Annotated in this window: 16 protein-coding genes; 4 read left to right on the top strand and 12 right to left on the bottom strand. The window is 64.4% G+C overall.

The window, feature by feature from the left end; all coding sequences use genetic code 11:
- Nucleotides 1-16: 16 nt before the first annotated feature.
- Entirely contained in the window at nucleotides 17-904 is an 888-nt protein-coding gene (locus tag ABNU97_RS00870) for a farnesyl diphosphate synthase (protein WP_348764856.1), read from the bottom strand.
- A 216-nt stretch (nucleotides 905-1,120) separates the two neighbouring features.
- On the opposite strand from ABNU97_RS00870, the gene ABNU97_RS00865 reads away from it, so the two are divergent.
- The gene (locus ABNU97_RS00865) at nucleotides 1,121-1,738 is read left to right on the top strand and encodes an ABC transporter substrate-binding protein (protein WP_348764855.1); all 618 of its coding nucleotides are present in this window, start codon (nucleotides 1,121-1,123) and stop codon (nucleotides 1,736-1,738) included.
- 16 nt (nucleotides 1,739-1,754) lie between these two features.
- Here the strand turns inward: ABNU97_RS00865 and idi are convergent, their stop codons facing one another.
- The 4 genes from idi to mvaD form a co-directional block, all read right to left on the bottom strand.
- Nucleotides 1,755-2,336: an isopentenyl-diphosphate Delta-isomerase gene (gene idi, locus ABNU97_RS00860; protein WP_348764854.1), complete on the bottom strand. Its 582-nt coding sequence runs from the start codon at nucleotides 2,334-2,336 to the stop codon at nucleotides 1,755-1,757.
- Nucleotides 2,337-2,342: 6 nt separating this feature from the next.
- On the bottom strand, nucleotides 2,343-4,619 hold the full coding sequence (locus ABNU97_RS00855) for a hydroxymethylglutaryl-CoA reductase, degradative (protein ID WP_348764853.1): 2,277 nt from the start codon (nucleotides 4,617-4,619) through the stop codon (nucleotides 2,343-2,345).
- Nucleotides 4,620-4,709: 90 nt separating this feature from the next.
- A complete protein-coding gene (locus ABNU97_RS00850) occupies nucleotides 4,710-5,735 on the bottom strand; it encodes a hypothetical protein (RefSeq protein WP_348764852.1) in 1,026 nt (341 codons plus the stop codon).
- Nucleotides 5,736-5,737: 2 nt separating this feature from the next.
- Nucleotides 5,738-6,724: a diphosphomevalonate decarboxylase gene (gene mvaD, locus ABNU97_RS00845; protein ID WP_348764851.1), complete on the bottom strand. Its 987-nt coding sequence runs from the start codon at nucleotides 6,722-6,724 to the stop codon at nucleotides 5,738-5,740.
- A gap of 161 nt (nucleotides 6,725-6,885) precedes the next feature.
- On the opposite strand from mvaD, the gene ABNU97_RS00840 reads away from it, so the two are divergent.
- Nucleotides 6,886-8,397, top strand: a complete 1,512-nt coding sequence (locus ABNU97_RS00840; protein ID WP_348764850.1) for a hydroxymethylglutaryl-CoA synthase — start codon at nucleotides 6,886-6,888, stop codon at nucleotides 8,395-8,397.
- Between the two features lie 149 nt (nucleotides 8,398-8,546).
- Here ABNU97_RS00840 and ABNU97_RS00835 read toward each other — a convergent pair whose 3' ends face one another.
- On the bottom strand, nucleotides 8,547-9,587 hold the full coding sequence (locus tag ABNU97_RS00835; protein WP_348764849.1) for an NADP(H)-dependent aldo-keto reductase: 1,041 nt from the start codon (nucleotides 9,585-9,587) through the stop codon (nucleotides 8,547-8,549).
- A 32-nt stretch (nucleotides 9,588-9,619) separates the two neighbouring features.
- Entirely contained in the window at nucleotides 9,620-10,504 is an 885-nt protein-coding gene (locus tag ABNU97_RS00830; RefSeq protein ID WP_348764848.1) for a phosphoribulokinase, read from the bottom strand.
- Between the two features lie 324 nt (nucleotides 10,505-10,828).
- Here ABNU97_RS00830 and dctP point away from each other — a divergent pair, with 324 nt between their 5' ends.
- Entirely contained in the window at nucleotides 10,829-11,854 is a 1,026-nt protein-coding gene (gene dctP / locus ABNU97_RS00825) for a TRAP transporter substrate-binding protein DctP (RefSeq protein ID WP_348764874.1), read from the top strand.
- Nucleotides 11,855-12,313: 459 nt separating this feature from the next.
- On the opposite strand, the gene ABNU97_RS00820 is transcribed toward dctP, so the two are convergent.
- From ABNU97_RS00820 to thiS, 5 genes are all read right to left on the bottom strand, one after another.
- On the bottom strand, nucleotides 12,314-12,517 hold the full coding sequence (locus ABNU97_RS00820; protein WP_348764847.1) for a hypothetical protein: 204 nt from the start codon (nucleotides 12,515-12,517) through the stop codon (nucleotides 12,314-12,316).
- Between the two features lie 135 nt (nucleotides 12,518-12,652).
- Complete coding sequence (locus ABNU97_RS00815; RefSeq protein ID WP_348764846.1) at nucleotides 12,653-13,936, bottom strand: TRAP transporter large permease; 1,284 nt, start codon at nucleotides 13,934-13,936, stop codon at nucleotides 12,653-12,655.
- A gap of 45 nt (nucleotides 13,937-13,981) precedes the next feature.
- On the bottom strand, nucleotides 13,982-14,668 hold the full coding sequence (locus tag ABNU97_RS00810) for a TRAP transporter small permease (protein ID WP_348764845.1): 687 nt from the start codon (nucleotides 14,666-14,668) through the stop codon (nucleotides 13,982-13,984).
- A 289-nt stretch (nucleotides 14,669-14,957) separates the two neighbouring features.
- On the bottom strand, nucleotides 14,958-15,641 hold the full coding sequence (gene trmB / locus ABNU97_RS00805) for a tRNA (guanosine(46)-N7)-methyltransferase TrmB (protein ID WP_348764844.1): 684 nt from the start codon (nucleotides 15,639-15,641) through the stop codon (nucleotides 14,958-14,960).
- A 72-nt stretch (nucleotides 15,642-15,713) separates the two neighbouring features.
- A complete protein-coding gene (gene thiS, locus ABNU97_RS00800; RefSeq protein ID WP_348764843.1) occupies nucleotides 15,714-16,712 on the bottom strand; it encodes a sulfur carrier protein ThiS in 999 nt (332 codons plus the stop codon).
- A 325-nt stretch (nucleotides 16,713-17,037) separates the two neighbouring features.
- On the opposite strand from thiS, the gene ABNU97_RS00795 reads away from it, so the two are divergent.
- The gene (locus ABNU97_RS00795; protein ID WP_348764842.1) at nucleotides 17,038-19,389 is read left to right on the top strand and encodes an AsmA family protein; all 2,352 of its coding nucleotides are present in this window, start codon (nucleotides 17,038-17,040) and stop codon (nucleotides 19,387-19,389) included.

Here is a 19,389-nt window from a genome sequence, read left to right as displayed (position 1 = left end):
CGGTTGGGGCGCGCGGCTAGTGGTCGCGCTTGACGATCTCGGCAGCGATCGTCCGCAACGGGTCGGCATCGTCGCCGAATGGTGCCAGTGCCGCGAGCGCGTGCTCGTACAGACGGTTTGCGTAATCGCGTGCCGCGTCCAGGCCGAGCAGGGCGGGATAGGTGGCCTTGGCATGGGCGATATCCGCGCCCTGGGTCTTGCCCAGGGTCTGCGTATCGGATTCGATATCGAGCACGTCGTCGCGTACCTGAAACGCCAGGCCGATATGATCGGCAAAGCGATCCAGCGCCTCGCGGCAATCGACGTTAAGCGACGGCTGGGTGTCCGCGGCCAGACGTACGCAGGCCCGCAGCAGGGCGCCGGTCTTGTGTCGATGCAGGCGCTCGAGCGTGGCCTGATCGATGGCCCGGCCTTCGCTGGCCATATCCAGGACCTGGCCACCCACCATTCCCCGCGAGCCACAGGCCAGGGCCAACGTATGCGTACGCGCAGCACCGATCGCCGGCTGGTCGGCCACGCTCGGGTCCCCGGCCAGCACTTCGAAGGCCAGACTCTGCAGGGCATCGCCGGCAAGGATGGCGGTCGCCTCGTCGTAGGCGATATGCACGGTCGGCTGGCCGCGGCGCAGGGCATCGTCGTCCATGGCCGGCAGGTCGTCGTGGACCAGCGAATAGGCATGGATGAGTTCCACCGCCGTGGCCGGCGCGTCCAGGCGTTCGGGGGCGATGCCGAGCGTTTCGCCCGTGGCATGCACCAGCCGTGGGCGGATGCGCTTGCCGCCGCCGAGTACCGCATAGCGCATGGCTTCGTGCAGCCGTGCGGGTTCGGTTGTTGCGCCCGGCAGGGCGCGTTCGAGGGCTGCCTCGATACGGGCGCGGATATCGGTGGAGGCGTCGTGGGCCATGTTCAGGCAAGCCGGTTCGCCCGGCGCGAGAGTGAGCGATGGCGCGCTAGCTAGCCACTAAAGTGCGGGGCGGTCAAATACCGCGCGCCTTTCCGCTATGGCCACCGGCATGAAGATTCGATGACAGCCCGTGCCGGCAGCGAACTGTGGGCCGTTGGCCGTGGTCTGATTTCCTGTCGTGATTCATCCCATCGATCGTATTGCCGGGAGCCGAGCATGGGCGTTTATAGCGACTCTTTGCAGCAGACCCTAACCTGTATCGTGGCCAGCGTCGTGATCGTCGTGTGTCTGGGCGTATGGAGCGCGGCCGCAAGCGAGCCGGCCCAGGCGGTGGTCGAGCGCTTCGACAGCCTGTTGCTGACCACCATGAAACAGGGCGAGCAGCTCTCGTTCGACGATCGCTACGACAAGCTTGCCCAGCGCATCGATCAGGATTTCGATATTCGTCGTATCGCCCGTCATCGGCTCGGCGATCGCTGGTCGCAGCTGAGCAAGGACAAACGCCGGGGCTATACCGCACGTCTTCGCGAGTCGCTGATCGCTCGCTATGCGCATGCCTACAATCACTATGCCGGCCAACGCTTCGATATCTGTGGTCTGCGATCGCTCGGACGCGATTCGCGCCAGGTGGAAGTAGCGCTCATCGACTCTCACGGCATGCGCCGGGTTACGCGCTATACCGTGGCTCGCGACGCGGGCGAGTGGCGTGTCGTGGGGGTGTCCCCGGCCACCGGTTTTTCCGGACCTGAAACGGCCAGGCTGATGCCGCGCGATACGCCCAAAGCGCTGTTCGGCGGACTGGAGCGGCGCCTGGAAGGCGGGCCGCGCGTCTAAAGCACTGGGGCGAGGTTCAGTTCGCCAGCAGGGCTTCGATCGTATGCCAGTGCTCGGCACGAATACGCGGCCATTCGAGCTTGAGCCAGGGCGTGTAGAGCGAAGGGTTGTCGACGAGTTCACGATCCAGCGTCTGGGGGCTGACTGCCTGGCTCGCCGCGATTTCGTTGACGTTGGCGGCCACGGGCGTATCGGATTGCGCGACATAGACCGAGCACAGCTCGTGTTCGGCGCCCACATCGCCGAATCGGGCGTGATACTCGAAGCGATACAGGAAGGTGAGGTCGGCGTTCACGCCGAGTTCTTCGTGCAGCCGGCGGCCGGCCGCGGCGTCGACGGTTTCACCGCGGCGCGGGTGGCTGCAGCAGCTGTTGGCCCAGTAGCCGCCCCAGAGCTGTTTACCCGGCGCGCGCTGTTGCAGCCACACCTTGCCCGCGCCGTCGAACAGAAAGATCGAAAACGCGCGATGCAGCACGCCGTCGCCTTCGTGGGCCTCGGCCTTGGGCTTGTAGCCGAGCACGTTGTCTTCGCTGTCGACGAGAATGAGCGGCTCGTCGTCAAAGGACACGATCGGGGCGGCGGTAGAAGGGTCGGACATGAAGGGTTAACGAATTTCGGTAATGAATGTGTTGTAGCCGGCGCTGCGCATGGCGGATGCAATGGTCTGCGTACGCTCGGGCTCACTGATCGCGATCATCGCACCGCCGCCGCCACCGCCGGTGAGTTTGGCACCGAGCGCGCCGTTGTCGCGCGCGATCTGCACCAGTTCCTCGATTTCGCGCGAGGACACCTGCAGGGCGTTGAGCAGGCCGTGGTCGATATTCATCAGCTCGCCCAGCTCGGCGAGATCGCCTTTGCGCATGGCCTCGGCGCCGGCCAGGGCCAGCGTATCGATCTGCGAGAAGATCGACTCGTAGCGCTCGGGGTTTTTCTGCCAGGCTGCACGTACGCTGCCCACCGTCTGCATGGTGAGCGTGGCCACGCCCGACAGGCCGATGATCACCGGTATCGGCTGCGGGGTGGTCAGATCCTGGATCTCGGCGCGGCTGTTCGCGTTGTCGCGACGAAACAGAATCGGCCGGCCGAAGGTGGCCAGCGTGTTGTCGATGCCGGACGGCGTGCCGTGGGCGATCTTTTCGCAGTCGAAGGCCAGGTTGGAAATCTCGCGCTCACTGATCGCGATACCGAAACAGCGCGCCATGGCCCGGATTACGGCCACCGCGAGCGCGGCCGAGGCGCCCAGCCCGTTGGCGCGCGGGATATGCGGGAACACGTCGATGCGCATGCCGCGCTCGGCCAGGCCCAGCCGTTCGGCGATGAGCGTGATCGAGGCATGCAGCGAGCTCACGCCGCGCTCCGGCTCGGCCAGGCGCATTTCCACGCCCCAGCGCGGGATGAGCAGCTCGATATGGCGCGCCTGGGCAGTGACTTCTGCCCGTACGTGCAGCGGAATGGGGGCCGCGATGGCATGCCGGCCATAGACCACGGAATGCTCGCCGAGCAGGATGATCTTGCCGTAGCCGATATCGCCGGCGGTATCGCTGTGCTCGATGACCTGCTGGCGGGGCTGGGCCGCGGTTTGTTTCACGCGGGCGGTATCTTCGAGCTCGGCGATGATTTCGCGTGCCTTCCAGACCTTGATATCGCCGGCCGCGACCAGCCGATCGACCACGTCGTCGAAGATCGCCGCATCCGCGCCGGCGGCCATGGCCACGCTGCGTGCATGCAGGGTCATATGGCCGCGCTGGATGCCGTGGGTCGATAGTGCCTTGATGGCGGCAAAGTTCTGGGCCAGGCCCACTGCGCCCATCACCTGCGCCAGCTCCGCGGCCGATTCGATACCCAGCACGCGATGCGCGATTCGTACCGCCTGGTTGGACTCGACCTGGCCGCCGACGGTGCCGACCTTGAGCGGAATATCCAGTTCGCCCACCAGATCGCCGTCGGCGTTGGCGTACCAGCGGGTCAGCGAGCTGTAGCGGCCGGTGCGGGCGGCATAGGCATGGGCAGCGGCTTCGATGGCACGCCAGTCGTTGCCGGTAGCGATCGCCACGGCATCGATGCCGTTCATGATGCCCTTGTTATGGGTCGTGGCCCGATAGGGGTCGAGTTCGGCGAACTCGTTGGCCAGGATGATGCCGTCGCGGACCTCTTCGCCCGAATAATCACCCGCGGCCAGCCGATCGGTGGGGATGACCGCCTTCGAGCGAACCAGCGCGCGATCGGTGAGGTTGGAGAGAATGCGCAGGAACACGCGCCCGCCGGAAATCTTCTCCACCAGCGGCGCGGCACCTTCGCACATGGTGTTGACGAGGTTCGCGCCCATGGCATCGCGGGTATCCACCAGCAGATGCACCACCAGCATTTCACCGTGGTCGGCGGTCGTGCCGTGGGTATGCACCTCGATTTCGCGGGCGCCGCCGCCACGCGCCACCATGTTCGGGTGCAGGCTGTTGGCCAGGTCGAGAATTTCCTGGGCATTTTGCAGCAGCGCCTGGCGGGCGCGGGCGGCATGCGGTACGTCCACGACCTGGATCTGGCCGATCAGCAGCGGGCGCTCGGCATGGCTTTCGAAGCCGCCCGCGCCGCGCACGATCTTGGCCGCGGAGCTCACCGCCGCGATGATCGAGGGCTCCTCCACCACCATGGGCACCAGGTAGTCGCGTCCGTTGATCTGGAAGTTCAGGCCCAGCCCCATGGGCAGGCCGAACACGCTGATGACGTTCTCGATCAGCCGATCGGCCTGATCGGCGTTCATCAGGTGGGTGCCGGCGACGAGCATTTCGTACTCGCGTTCGTCGATCACCTCGCGTTCGAGCAGAACGCGCAGCCGGTTGGCCACGGAGAACTTGTAGAACGAGGGTATCCGGGATTGGCTCATCGCGATCGAAAGCGTGTAGGAAGAGGCACAACCCAGCCGCAGCCGGGTTCGCGCGAAGGAATCAGGCGCGCAGTTTATCGTACCCGCGTGTCAGCCCGGCGATGGGCGTGTTTCGCAGCGCACGCCGGGCGCGCCAAATTGCAGGTCGACGAAGCGTGCGCCGGCCGTTTCCAGCGCCTCGCGCAGGTGCTTTTCGGCGTTGCCGCGATGCGTGAACACAAGCCCCACATCGCCGCCTCCCGCACCCGAGCTCTTGAACGTGCCGCCATGGGGCGCGGCCAGCTCGGCCAGATGGAAATGCTGCGCTGTGACGATGCCCGCATTCGCGGCGGCATCCAGTCGACAAAGTGCAGCAAAATAGTCGGCTGCGAGGGCGATGAAATCGCGGCTATCGGCCAGGCTGTCGATGACGCGGTTGGCCAACGCGTGCAGCTGTGCGAGGTATCGGCCGTATGCCTCGGGCGCCCGGGCGGCGTAGTCGGCAACGCGGGCGACCAGGTCGGGCGTGCTCGCGCCGGTGCCGGTCACCAGAGCATGGGCGGCGAGATCGGCCGGCCATGTCAGCGGTATCGGGGTTTGATCGCGGGTATAGCTGATCAACCCGCCGTAGACGGCGGTGGCGACATCGCCGCCGCTGCCACGGCCGTTCTGGGCTGTGCGATGGGCCGCGATCGCGCGCGTTGTCAAGGCGGCGCGATCGAGCGTTTCACCGCTGGCCTGCGACAGCGCCGCGGTAAGCGCGGCGGCCACGGCCGCACTCGAGCCCAGGCCGAGCTTGTGGCCGTCCTGGGCAAAGGCCTGACTGTCGATGGCGACGTGCTGTGCTGTCAGATGCGCGCCGAGCGCCTGCGCGCTGTGGGCGCGTACGGCCGCGAAGACGGCGATCCTGCGGCGGGTTTCGGCGTCGAGGCCGGCCGGGATATCCAGGTCGGTGCCCAGATCGAGGCCATGAATGCCAAGATTGGCCGCCGTGAGCCGCCAGTGCCCGTCCGGCGCCGGCTCGCAGGCGACATGCACGCGCCGATCGACCGCGCTCAGCAGGGCCGGCGCGCCGTCGAGCACCGCATACTCACCGACCAGAAACAGCTTGCCGGGGGCGCTGGCTTCGACGATCACGTTCAGTCGAGCCGATGGGCGTCCGGGCCGAGGCCGCTGACGCGGGTGTCGAGCACGCCGGGCACGTCGGCCAGTACGCGGGCGACCTCGGCGGTATGTTCGGGCGCACAGATCGCCTTGACCTGGGGGCCGGCATCGATCGTGAAGTAGACCGGCGTGCCCGCTTCGCGCAGTTCGCGAACGGCGTGCATGGCCGCCACGGTCGCTGCGTTCCAGTAGAGCAGGCCGGGCCGTGTCGACAGCATCAGCCCATGCAGCTTGAGACAGCTCATTTCCGTGAGCGCGCCGACGGTTTCGAAATCGCGCGCGGCGATGGCGTCGCGCATGTCGGCGAGGTCGCGGGGCGCACGGGCCACCCAGGCGTCGTAATAGTCGGAGCGCTCATCGAGGCCGCTCATGCCGGCAGTGGAATTCACCCGCTTGGCGTTGCGATCGGTAATGGCCACGACCACAGCCAACGGCCAGTCCGCAGCGCCAAGCAACGGTTCGGCGTAGGCGTCTTCGCCGCGAGCGCTGTCGCCGCGATGCATCTCCACCAGGCCGCCGAAAATCGAGCGCGCGGCCGAGCCCGAGCCCTGGCGGGCGAGCATCGACAGCTCGCGCGCATTCGTGTCGAGGCCGGCGGCGCGACAGGCCGCCAGGGCCAGTGCCGCGTAGCCGGAGGCCGACGACGCCAGGCCCGCGCCGGTCGGGAAATTGTTCCAGGATTCCACCCGTGCCCGATGCTCGATCCCGGCGCGTGCCCGGATCAGGTCGAGAAAGCGGGTAAACGGAGCGGCATCGACCTTGCGCCCGCCGATATCCACGCTGTCGCGATCGATGCCGGCATGAAACCCGACCCGGGTATCGGTATACAGCGCATCGAGGGTGATCGAAATCGAACCCACGGCCGGCAGGTTGAGCGCGGCATCACGTTTACCCCAATACTTGATCAGGGCGATGTTGCTGTGCGCGCGGGCGGTGGCAGGCGAAAGCGGTGCGGCACTCATTCGTTAAGCCCAGGGCCGGTCGAGAAGAGGGCGAAAGGATACGCGAAAGCATTGTGGCGGCGCAGTGGCCATGCGTAATACAAAGCGCAGCATTTGCTAGCATACCGCCATTCAAATCGGCCTGCCGTCGTTCGGCATGCCCGCGAAGACAAGAGACCGCGATGCCTGGAATCAGTGGACTGGCGCTATATCTGCCGCCCTATCGTGTACAGCTCGCCGACTGGTGCGAATGGAACGACCAGCCCTGGGACAAGATCCGCAACGTCGTGGGGCGCAGTTTTCGTATGCGCGGCCCGGAACAGAGCGTGTATACGCTGGCGGCGAACGCGGCCTGGCGCCTGATCCAGGCCTACGATATCGACCCGCGCGAGATCGGCTATCTGGCGTTGGGCACGGAATCCTCCAGCGACAACTCGGCCGGCTCGGTAATCGTCAAGGGCATGCTCGACGATGCGTTGGCGGCCCACGAAATGCCGGCGATGTCGCGCGAATGCGAGGTGCCGGAATACAAGCACGCCTGTCTGGGCGGCGTATATGCAATGAAGGGCGCGCTGCGCTATCTGGCCACCGACGGGGCCACGCGCAAGGCGATCGTGATCTGCTCCGATATCGCCGAATACGAGCGCGGCAGCAGCGGCGAGCCTACCCAGGGCGCGGGGGCAGTGGCCATGCTCCTCGAGGCCGAGCCGCGGCTGCTGCATGTGGATCTGGCCGGCGCGGGCAGCGCCTCGGACTATCGCATGGTGGATTTTCGCAAGCCGTTCGCCCGTTTTCGCGGCCAGCCCAGCCGCATCGACGGGCAGATGCAGGATCTGCCGGTATTCAACGGTCGCTATTCGACCAGCTGTTATATCGATGCCACCCGCCATGCCATGAACGCGCTGCTCGCGCGCCAGAGCGAGCGCGGGCCCGATTATTTCAGGGGCGTGGATGCGGTGTTCATGCACCGGCCGTATCACAAGATGCCGGCTTCCGGCTGGGCCATGGCCTATCTGTTCGCGCTCGCCGAGGGCGATGACGCCGCGCGCGCCCAGCTGCGCGATTACTGTGTCGAGGCCAATATGGACTACGACGCCTTGCTGGCCGAGATCGGCGGCGCGGCCCCGGACATGCGCCAGCGTGTACAGGCCGGGCTGAGCGGCGACGATGCCTTTCCGCTGGCGTCGCTGCTGCTGCGCAGCCTGCGCGGCAGCGAATTCTGGGAACAGCTGGTCGTTGCCAAGCTGTCACTGGGCAGCGAGATGATGCGCGACCTGGGCAATCTCTATACGGCGGCGCTGCCGGCCTGGCTGGCGGCCGGCTTCGTGCAGGCGCTGCGCGAAGACGTGAATCTGGACGGCCAGCGCTGGCTGGCGCTGGGCTATGGCAGCGGCGATGCCGCCGAGGCCTTGCCGATGCGCGTGGCCGACGACTGGCGCGGCGCAGCCGAGCGCATCAACTTCATGAGCGCACTGGGCGACCCGTTGGATCTTGATCAGGATCAGTATGTTGCCCTGCACGACGGCCGCGTCGCCGCGCTCGACCCGGTGCCCGCGCACGACGAATTCGTGGTCGATGCGATCGGCGAGCGTGACGAGCCGGGCTTTAGCGATGTGGGTATCGAATACTACCGCTATGTCGCCAACGGCCATACGTTATTAACCCGGCCCAAGAATAGACCATTCAACAGATGATTTTTCGGGCTGATAACGCGTGTCTGCGAAAGCAGGCCTGCCACGGCCAACGGCGATGAAGCCAGCCGACACAGCCAGCTTGTTTGCTGCCGGAGCAATAAACCGCAGGCGCTGATCGCGCCCGCGGTTGAACGGCTAGCCCGCTGTTGCTACGGGCAGGGGTTGGGGTTGTCCGCGTGGATCGCCTCGATCGCCTGGACGAGTTCGTCCGAAAGCTCGATATCGGCACTGGCGATATTGGTTTCCAGCTGTTCCATCGTGGTTGCCCCGATGATGTTCGAGGTCAGGAAGCTGCGGCTGTTCACATAGGCCAGCGCCATCTGGGCCGGGTCCACGCCGTGCTTTTGGGCCAGCGCTACATAGTCGGCGGTGGCCTGCTTGCCGCGGGCGTTGGTATAGCGTGAAAAACGCTCCCAGCGCGTCAGGCGCGCGCCTTCCGGCGCGGCGCCGTCGAGATACTTGCCGGTGAGCATGCCGAAGGCCAGCGGTGAATAGGCCAGCAGGCGGACGTCCTCGCGCTCGGCGCATTCGGCCAGGCCGATTTCAAAGGTGCGGTTGAGCAGCGAGTAGGGGTTCTGGATGGACACCACGCGCGGCAGGTTTTCGTTTTCGGCCGCGCGCAGATAGCGCATCAGTCCCCACGGCGTTTCATTGGACAGGCCGACGCAGCGAATCTTGCCTTCCTCGACCAGACGTCCCAGTTCGCCCAGCGTGTCCTCGATGGGTACGGCGTCGTCGTCTTCGGCATGGGTGTAACCGCGCTTGCCGAAGGTGTTGGTCGAGCGGTCCGGCCAGTGCACCTGATACAGGTCGAGATAATCCGTATGTAGGCGGTCGAGGCTGGCTTCCAGGGCGCTACGAATCTGTTTTGGCGTCAGGCGCGTTTCGAAGCCGTCGCGCAGATAGTCCATTTTTGAGCGGCCGGTGACCTTGCTGGCCAGAACCACGTCGTCGCGCCGGCCGGAGGCGGCGAGCCACGAACCGATGTACTCCTCGGTGCGGCCCTGGGTATCGGCCTTGGGCGGCACGGGGTACATCTCTGCGGCATCGATGAAGTTCACGCCCTGATCGAGGGCATAGTCGATCTGGCGGTGGGCTTCGTCTTCGCTGTTCTGTTCGCCAAAGGTCATGGTGCCCAGCGCGATACGGCTGACGTCGATATCGCTGCGGCCGAGTTTGCGGTATTGCATGAAGGTCTTCTTTATTGACGTGTCGGGTGCGCTCAACGCGACAGCGCGGCTTCGCGCTGTTCGAGCAGGCGCCGGATGATCGGTCCAATGATGATTTCGATGGCCATGCGCATTTTCGTGCCCGGTACCACCACGGTATTCGGGCGCGACATGAACGATCCATGGATCATGGTCAGCAGATAGGGAAAATCAACCGCCCAGTGCGCCGGATCGCGGAACCGGATCACCACCATGGATTCGTCATCGTTGGGTACGTCGCGGGCCACGAACGGGTTGGACGTATCCACCAGCGGCACGCGCTGGAAATTGACGTCGGTGCGGGTGAACTGGGGCGTGATATAGCGCACATAGTCGGGCATGCGCCGCAGGATCACCTTGGCGACGTCTTCCGGGGCATAGCCGCGTACGTCGATATCGCGCCGAATCTTCTGAATCCATTCCAGGTTGATGGTGGGCACGACGCCCACCATCAGATCCACGTGCTGGGCCACGTCCACCTGGTCGGTGACCACGCCGCCGTGCAGGCCTTCGTAGAGCAGCAGTTCGGTATCGGCGGCGATCGGACCCCACTCGGTAAACGTGCCCGGTTCCAGACCGAACTCGGCGGCTTCGATTTCGTCGTGCAGATAGCGGCGCGTCTCGCCGGTGCCGCGATCGCCGTATTCGGCAAACAGTTTCTGCAGGCGATCGAGACGGTTGGCGCCCGGACCGAAATGGCTGAAATTCTCGCCGCGAATGGTGGCGCGACGTACTGCCTTGGCCATCTCGCGCCGGCTGTAGGCATGGAAGGCATCGCCATCGATATAGGCCGCGCGTACGTGCAGACGGTGGAAGATATGCTCGAACGCAATACGGGCGGTCGAGGTGCCGGCACCGGATGAACCCGTCACCGCGACGATCGGATGGATAACGGACATGTTGCGATACTCCCAGTACGGCCGGTGTTGGCGCGTGCGGGCGATGCGATGACACCGCCCAGAATGCGCAAACAGGGTAACGATGAACGGGCGCTTAAACCGCGCGCATCGATCGACAACCATACCACCGCAGTGCGCTGGATCGCAGGATGTCGTATCCGCCCGGCGCAGCTTTTGCATACGTTGTGGATCACGCTGCAAGACCACTGTGACCGGTTCATTGCGGCGATTGATAAACCGGTTCGCCGCGCCGCCTGGCTTGACATGAACCGGCCTTTACCATTTAGTGAAACCACTCTATTCAGAATCCACGAAGGGGGATTTATGCGGCTCAAAGCCATCGGTTTGGCCATCGCGTTCGGGCTCGTCACGGTCGCGGGCTCGGCAAACGCCGAAACCTGGCGCTTCGGTCTCGAAGAGATCGAGGGCAGCGTCCAGTACCAGTACGCCAAGGAATTCAAGGACCTGATCGAAGAGAAGAGCGACGGTGACATCACCGTGCAGCTGTTGCCGTACGGCAAGTGGGGTTCGAGCTATTCCGCGCTCTATGACGCAGTCCAGAACGGCGCGATCCAGATCGGCTTCGGCTCGGGCGCGCTCGGCGGCACCGTGCCGGAAAGCCAGCTGCTGAGCCTGAACTTCGTCATGCCGTCGGATCAGTGGGCGACGGCCCAGGCGCTCAACTCGGATACGTTCCTGCAAAGCGATGCCTGGCAGAGCTCGTTTCGCAACCGTGGCCTCGTGCCGCTGGCGGAACTGACCGAGGGCTATCAGGTCTGGACGGCCAACAAGCCGATCAAGACCCCGGCCGACATGAAGAACCTGAAAATCCGGGTGATGGATAACAGCCTGTTGCGCTCGACCTATCGGGCTTACGGCGCGTCGCCGATCACGATTGCCTATGGCGAGCTCTACAGCGCGTTGCAGCAGGGCCAGGCCGAGGGCAACATCCAGCCGGTGTTCGCGCACGAGGAAATGGGCTTCTACGAAGTACAGAAGGCCATGATCTTTGCCAAGCAGTCGCAGTTCGTGGCGACCCTGATGGGCAATCTGGACTGGTACGAAGGCCTGTCTTCGGAACAGCAGAAGATGGTCAAGGACGTCACCCAGCAGCTGGTGAAGACGGGCTACGACATCCAGACGAAGTTCAACTCCGAGCGTCTGGACACGATCAAGTCCAAGAGCGATATCGAAATCATCGAGCTCAACGACGAGCAGCGCGCGGCGTTCCGCAAGATGGTGAAACCGGTGCGTGAGACCTTCGTCAACGACGTCGGCGACGGCGCTCAGAAATCGCTCGACGCGCTTTTGAGTGCGGTCAAGCAAACCGGCTCGAGCGACGACGAATAAAACGTGCTTGGCGAGCACGGCTGACCTGGCGGTCAGACCCAGCCAACCCGGCCCGGGCAGTTCGCTGCCCGGGCTTTTTTGTGTCTGGAACGGTGCCCGGGTTACGCAACGGCCGCGCCGGTCGCCTTATGTCCGCGCGTGTGTGCTTTTGGACCGATTCACAGCGTCGCCTGTGGTTGCTGGGCGAGCGCCGTCACGCCGAACTCAGCGTGCGTAGCGCATATGCAGCGCCGCGGACCGGGGATAGCCCGGAACGGGACTGGCCTCGCTGAATCCCAGTCGCCGATACACCGCAATCGCTGCCGCGTTATCGCGGAATACGTTCAAAGAAACGGATTTTGGCTGCCGGGCCAGAGCCCGGCGGAGTAGCGCGTTCACGAGTTCGAACCCGTAACCCTGGCCGCGATGCGACGGACTGACGATCAGCCGGGCGAAATGAACGGTTTCGTGGTTTCGGCATCACCTGACCGAAGCCCAGCAGTTCTTGCGTGCCGACCAGGCAGAACGCATCGGCACGATCCATTCGATCTGTTCGGCCAGCTGCGCCTTGTCGATCGGATACGACACCCGGGGGGCGGCCCAATACAGACACTGCTGCGGCGAGCCGATCCATTGGATGAGCACGTTCAGATCGTCTTGGCGTGCGGTGCGAAGTACGGTCATCGCAAGACTCTACCTGCACCATAAAAGCGCCCCGTCACGGGGCGCGATTGCTGTGCATGGTCCGTGTCTCGCCGACCGCTGCGCGTCGGTCCTGGCCATAGGCCTAAATCGGCGTGGTTCTGCGCGCCTGCTTCGCTACTGCCCCCCGATCGACGGCAGGAACAGCGAGATCTGCGGGAACAGGATCAGGATGAAGGTCGCCAGCATGAGGATGGCGATAAACGGCGGGGTGCCGCGAATCACTTCCATATAGGGCCGACGGAATACCGCGATGGCGGTGAAGATGTCGCAGCCGAAGGGCGGCGTGGCCGAGCCGATCGCGGCTTGCAGGGTGACGATGACGCCGACATGAACCGGATCGAGTCCGGCGGACTGCACCAGCGGCTTGAAGATCGGCACCAGAATCAGAATGACCACGATCGGATCGACGAACATGCAGCCCACGAAGAAGGCGGCCGCGATCAGAAGCAGGGCCAGGATCTGATTGTCGCCGATGGCATCGATCGCAGGGCCAAGCAGCTGTTCGGGCACGCCCGCGGTGCCCAGCGTCTGCGAAAAGGCTGCGCCCACGGCCACCAGGATGAACACCACGGCAGTGATCATGCCCGTCGACAGGGCCAGCGGGCCGAGATCGCGAATGGAGACCTGGCGATAGATGACCACTTCAAGTATGAGGGCATAGGCAACCGCCACCGCCGAGGCTTCCACGGCGCTGAAATAACCGCCGTAAATGCCACCTACGACCAGTACCGGAAAGCCCAGCGGTAGCAGGGTCTTGCGCAGCGCGGTGAAGCGTTCGCCCCAGCTGGCCTTGGGTTCGGCCGGAATGCCCTGAACGATGGCGCCGATATAGCAGTAGATCGCGAACATGCCCAGAATCAGCAAGCCGGGCAGGATGCCGGCCAGGAAAAGGTCGCCGATCGAAGTCTTCATGACCACGCCGTAGACGATGAACCCGATCGACGGCGGGATCAGCAGGGCGATATCCGAGGCGTTGATGATCAGCGCCAGCGCGAACTTGTCGGAATAGCCCTTGGCCAGCAGGCGGGGGCGCATGGGCCCGCCCATGGCAACCACCGTGGCCTGGGTGGAGCCGGAGACAGCGCCGAACAGCGCACAGGAAGCAGCCGTGGTAATCGGCAGACCGCCGCGCATGTGGCGGGTGAAGGCATCCACCAGATCGAGCAGGCGATTGGCGGTATGGCCCTTGGTGAGGATATCCGCGGCAAAGATGAACATCGGCACCGCGGCGAGGACCCAGCTGCCCACGCCGCTGATCATCCAGCTCACGGCCTGGTCCGGACCGAAGAAGGTCATGCCCGTGAACATCATGTAAAGCGTGCCGACGGCCAGCGGCACCATCATCGGAAACCCGAGCATCAAAAGCACGAGCATGATCAAGCCCAACCACATCAGCATGCGCTATCCCTCGTCATCATTTTGCTTGCAGGCCACTGCCGACGCTCAGACGCCATGTCTTTCGGCACTTGCGTGGGTCTGGCCGCTGTCGTCCAGCGGTACGTCGGAATACTCTTCCTTTTCGTTGAAGGAGCGATAGATATCGTCGCTGACCAGGTTGCGAACGATGGTCAGCAGGTACTGCACGCCGGCCAGCGTAAAGCCGATCGGCAGCGCCAGATTGACCGTCCACAGGGGGATGCCCAGCGCCGAGCTGGTACGGCCGCGTTCATAAAGCGTCATGTCGTACTGGGCCGACTTGTAGGCGAAGTAGAACATCAGGGCGCCGGTGCCCAGACAGATGATGATGAGAAGCGTCTTGCGCAGCCAACCACTGAGCTGGTCGTAAATCGCCGACATGCTGATATGGCGAGCACAGCGTGCCGCATAACCGACGCCCACGAACGTCATTACCACGATGAGCATTTCGGTCACTTCGTACGTGCCGGCAATGCCGCTGGGTATGACGGCGTTGATATGCGCAAGCCAGGTCAGCCCGGGGGTCGTCTCGTACTCGGTCAACAGGCCGGACAGCAGACTGGTTACGACATGAAGGCTCATCAGCCCGGCCATGACCAGAACGCTGCCGGCGACGACAATACGCTCGAGCCAGCCGAAGGCCTGATCGATGGCGTTAAGCGCCACGAGGATGATGTTGCGGTCCTTGCGCTGGTCAGCGCTGGATTGATTCATGTATTCGCCTCGCTTCATTCGCCTGCGACTATCGCCGACCGTTGCGCTTGGCTTGGTCGACGAAGAGGTCGACCGGCGCGCAAATCCGAACAGTGGTAATGTCGGTTGTCCTCGGCCCCGTTGTTTGAAGGTACAGGCATCGTCGAACCTTCGCTACTCGCCATTGGACGAACGGCGTTGTCGTGAGCGCCCCTTCTGCCATGCCGTTCACGGTTAGCAAAAGCGGTGCCACATGCGACCGGCCGTGGCTGAAACGGGTCTTTCGATGGCGCGCGGCAGGCTCGATGACTCAGGGCAGGCGACGATAGGCCATATCGAATACGCCGTGCCCCTTGCGCAGGCCGCGGGCTTCGAAGCGCGTGCCGGTACGCGGCGGTTCGCTTACGAAGCCGTCGCGATCGCCGATGTTCTCGAACGAGGAATGCGCGTCGAGCGTTTCGCGCATGTGTTCGGCATAGTTTTCCCAGTCCGTGGCCAGCCGCCACAGGCCGCCCGGCTTGAGAACACGGGCGATCTCGTCGGCAAAGCCGGGCTGCACGATGCGCCGCTTGTGGTGGCGTTTCTTCGGCCAGGGATCGGGGAAGTAGAGCAGCACGTTGTCGAGGCTGGCATCCGCAAAGCCGGCGGCCAGCACTTCGACCGCGTCGAGGTTGAATACGCGTACGTTTGTTGCTCCGGCGGCATCGATCGCCCCCAGCAGCCGGCCGACGCCGGTGAGATAGACTTCGATACCGATGAAGTCCTCGTCCGGATGATGCGTCGCCAGATCGGCCAGCACTTCGCCCGCGCCGAAACCGATTTCCAGCGTACGCGGCGCTTCGCGGCCGAATTCCTCGGCCCAGTCGATAGGCGCTTCGGGCATGCTCAGGCCATAGCGCGGCCAGAGCAGGTCGAGGTTTTTCTGCTGGCCGCTGGTCAGACGACCCTCGCGGCGTACGAAGCTGCGGATACGGCGTGCGTGCGTTGTATTCACGTCATCTCTTCCTGGCAAATACGACGTTCGCCCGGCATTGTCCGCGAGGCGAACAGCCGGCGGCGGATAACGCTAGAACGGCAGGTCGGTCATCGGCGAAGACGCCGACGCATAGCGGCGACGCGGCATGCGCCCGGCCAAAAACGCCATGCGCCCGGCGATCACGGCGTGGCGCATGGCCTGGGCCATGAGTACCGGCTTGTTGGCATGGGCAATGGCCGAATTCATGAGTACGCCGTCGCAGCCCATTTCCATGGCGATCGAGGCATCCGAGGCAGTGCCCACGCCGGCATCGACGAGTACCGGTACGTTGGCGTTCTCGACGATTTCGATCACGTTGTAGCGATTCTGGATACCCAGGCCGGAGCCGATCGGCCCGGCCAGGGGCATGATCGCGACACAGCCGATGTCTTCCAGGCGGCGCGCGGCGATCGGGTCGTCGCTGGTATACACCATCACCTCGAAGCCGTCGTCGACGAGCTGTTTTGCAGCGACCAGGGTTTCGCTCATGTCCGGATAGAGCGTCTTCTTGTCGCCCAGCACCTCGAGCTTGACCAGGTTATGGCCGTCGAGCAGTTCGCGCGCCATGCGACAGGTGCGCACCGCATCCTGGGCATTGAAACAGCCGGCCGTATTGGGCAGCAGCGTGTATTTTTCCGGCGGAATGATGTCCAGCAGGTTGCGCTTTTTGGCCGCCTCGGGGTCGTTCAGCGCCGGTGTGCGCCGAATTGCCAGGGTGACGATCTCCGCGCCGGAGGCTCGAATCGCGGCATCGGCCTGATCGAGATCGGCATACTTGCCCGTACCCACCAGCAGACGTGATTCGAACTTGCGGCCGGCAATGGTGAGGCTGTCGGCTTCGGCTACCGCCTGGCCGCCGCCGATGGCATGCACGATTTCGAGCGTGTCGCCCGGGCCGATCATCGTCTGCGGGTAGTGCTCGCGGGGTACGATCTGGCCGTTGTGTTCCACCGCGATACGCTGATCGCCATAGCCCAGGTCACTGACCAGCTGCGCGAGCGTGGCATGCTCCGCGCACTCAGTGGGGGCACCGTTGACTTCGATCTGCATGATGTTGTCCGACGTCGTCGATAGTGATGGGTGATCTGGCTTGTGCAGCCGAGCTTGGCGGCTTTTTGCGAGAGTATCTCGGCCGTTGACGGTCGCGGCATGCGCGCCGATACGGCATTAAGATTCCTGCTGCCGCGTCGATCGGGCCGTACGGCCTGTCGAGACGCGCTAGAATAACGCGCCTCGCGGTTGCATGCGACTTGCGCCGGCCGGGATGCAGGCGCCATCGTTCGCCGGGAACACGCGGCGGCAACGGGTGGTCCACTGGCCCCGACCCAGGCGTGCCGCGCGCCGCTTTGACAATTCTCAATATGGCCTTGCCCGCATGAAACGTACTCTTCGCATTCTGCTTGCCGTGCTGGGCGTGCTCGTTGCGCTGATCGTGGTGGCGGTGATCGCCCTGCCGCTGATTTTCGACCCCAACGATTACAAGCCGCAGATCAACGCCGCCATCGAACGCCAGATCGGACGCGAGGTGAACATCAGCGGCGATATTGGCCTGTCGGTTTTTCCCTGGCTCGGTCTCGAGCTGGGCCGGGTAGAGGTGGCCAACGCCGAGGGCTTCGGCGACAAGCCGATGGCGGAAATGAATTCCGCCGAGGTGAGCGTCAAGCTGCTGCCGCTGATTCAGCGCGATATCGAGGTGGGCACGGTTACGCTTAACGGCCTGCGCCTGCGCCTGGCCCGCAACGCCGACGGACGCAGCAACTGGGCCGATATTAGCGAACACCTGAGCGAGGGCCAGGCCGAGGCCGAGGAAGCCGAGCAGACCGAAGCCCCCGACGACGTTGATACCGGAACGCAGACCGAGGGCGGCTTCACCCTGGAATCGCTACAGATCGGCGCGATCGATGTGTCCGATGCCGCCATCTCCTGGCGCGATGAAACCACCGGCGCGGACTATCGCCTGACCGGCGTGCGCCTGGGCACGGGGCGTCTCGTGGACGGCCAGCCGGTACGGCTGGAGTTCTCGGGCGATCTTGCCGCACCGGAAGAAGACCTGGCCGCAGACTTCAACCTGGTGGCCCGGGTCGAGCCGAATATCGCCGATCAGTTCTATCGCTTTTCGGACATGACGCTGAGCGTGCTGGCCACGGGCGAAGGCGTGCCCAACGGCAAGCAGCAGGCCTCGCTTTCCGGCAACGGCGAATACGACGCCGCCGAGGGTCGCCTGAAGCTTTCCGGCATGACCTTCCAGGGCGCCGGCCTCAACGTCACCGCCAACGTCGACGGCATCGGGCTCAACGACAAGCCCGCCTATGCCGGGCGCGTGACGTTCAAGCGTTTCGACCCGCGCGCGGTCATGAACGAACTGGGCATGGACGCACCGGCGACGCAGAAGTCCGGCGCGCTGTCCTCGGCGGGCTTCGATGCCCAGTTCGATATCAACAATGACCGTGCCGAGTTCAAGCAGATACTCGCCACGCTCGACGAAAGCTCGCTGAAAGGGTCGGCCAGGGTCGAAAACTTCGAGCGCCCCGCGTTCAAGTTCGATCTCGATCTTGATCAGCTCAACGTGGACGACTATCTGCCGCCGGGCAGCGCCGAGCAGGCCCAGAGCGAACAGCCGGCCGAAACCGGCGGTGGCGAGAAACAGAAAGCCGCCGAGATCGACCTGTCGGCGCTTAAGGATCTGCGCCTGAACGGTCAGCTGTCGGCCGGTTCGTTGACGGCCGCGAATATCGAGGTCACCCATGCCGAGCTTACGGTGGCAGCCCGCGACGGCGTTCTTACCATCGAGCCGCTCACGGCAGATCTCTACGATGGCAACGTGCGCGTGAGCGCGCGCGTGGATGCTTCCAGAGATACGCCGCGCTATGCGTTCAAGGGCAACCTCAACGGCCTGCAGTTCGAGCCGCTGCTCAAGGACGTGGCCGATACCGACCGGGTCGCCGCGCTGGCCAATATGAGCGTGGACGTCACCAGCGCGGGCAAGCAGGTGGCCTCCATGAAGCGTGCGCTTAACGGCAATCTGAGCTTCGATCTGCGCGACGGCGCCTTTAACGGCTTCAATCTGGCCGAGGTGATCGCAGCCGCCCGTACGCGGCTGGCCGGCGACGAGGTCGGCTCGGATGACGGCGGCATCGGCAGCGACGAGCAGACGCCGTTCAACCGGTTCGCGGCGTCTTTCAGCATCAGCGACGGCGTGCTGGCCGGCAAGGACCTGAATCTGGTCACGCGTGTGCTCCAGGCCACCGGCTCGGGCAGCTATGATCTGGCCGACAACAAGCTCGACTACACGGTCGCCGCGATGGTGCCGGAAGACAGCTCCGGCAAACTCGCCGACCTGGCCGGCCTGCAGGTGCCGATCAAGCTCACCGGCAACCTGCTGTCGCCGGACTACAGCCTCGACGTGAAGACTGCCCTGCGCGGCGCGGCTGAAAAGCGGCTGCAGGAAGAATCAGACGACCTCAAGAACAAGGTGCGCGAAAAGCTCGAAGAGCGCGGCAAGAAAGTCGATGCCGATACGCGTGCCCGTATCGAAAAAGGCCTGAACAGCCTGCTGGGCGGCAGCAGCAAAAAGGCGGCCGCTGACGACGGCACGGATAGCGCCAGCACGCCGGCTGCGCCCGCCGAACAAGGCGAAGGCGGCGATGCCGGGGTAGAGGCAGAGAACCGCGCCGGCGAGAACAACGAGGCCGCCGCGCAGGAAAACGCCCAATCCCCGGCCCAGTAG

This window comes from uncultured Salinisphaera sp., from assembly GCF_964012375.1.
Lineage (GTDB): Bacteria > Pseudomonadota > Gammaproteobacteria > Nevskiales > Salinisphaeraceae > Salinisphaera.
The sequence above is the reverse complement of the archived record's forward strand: the minus strand, read 5'-3'. Positions and strand labels throughout refer to the sequence as shown.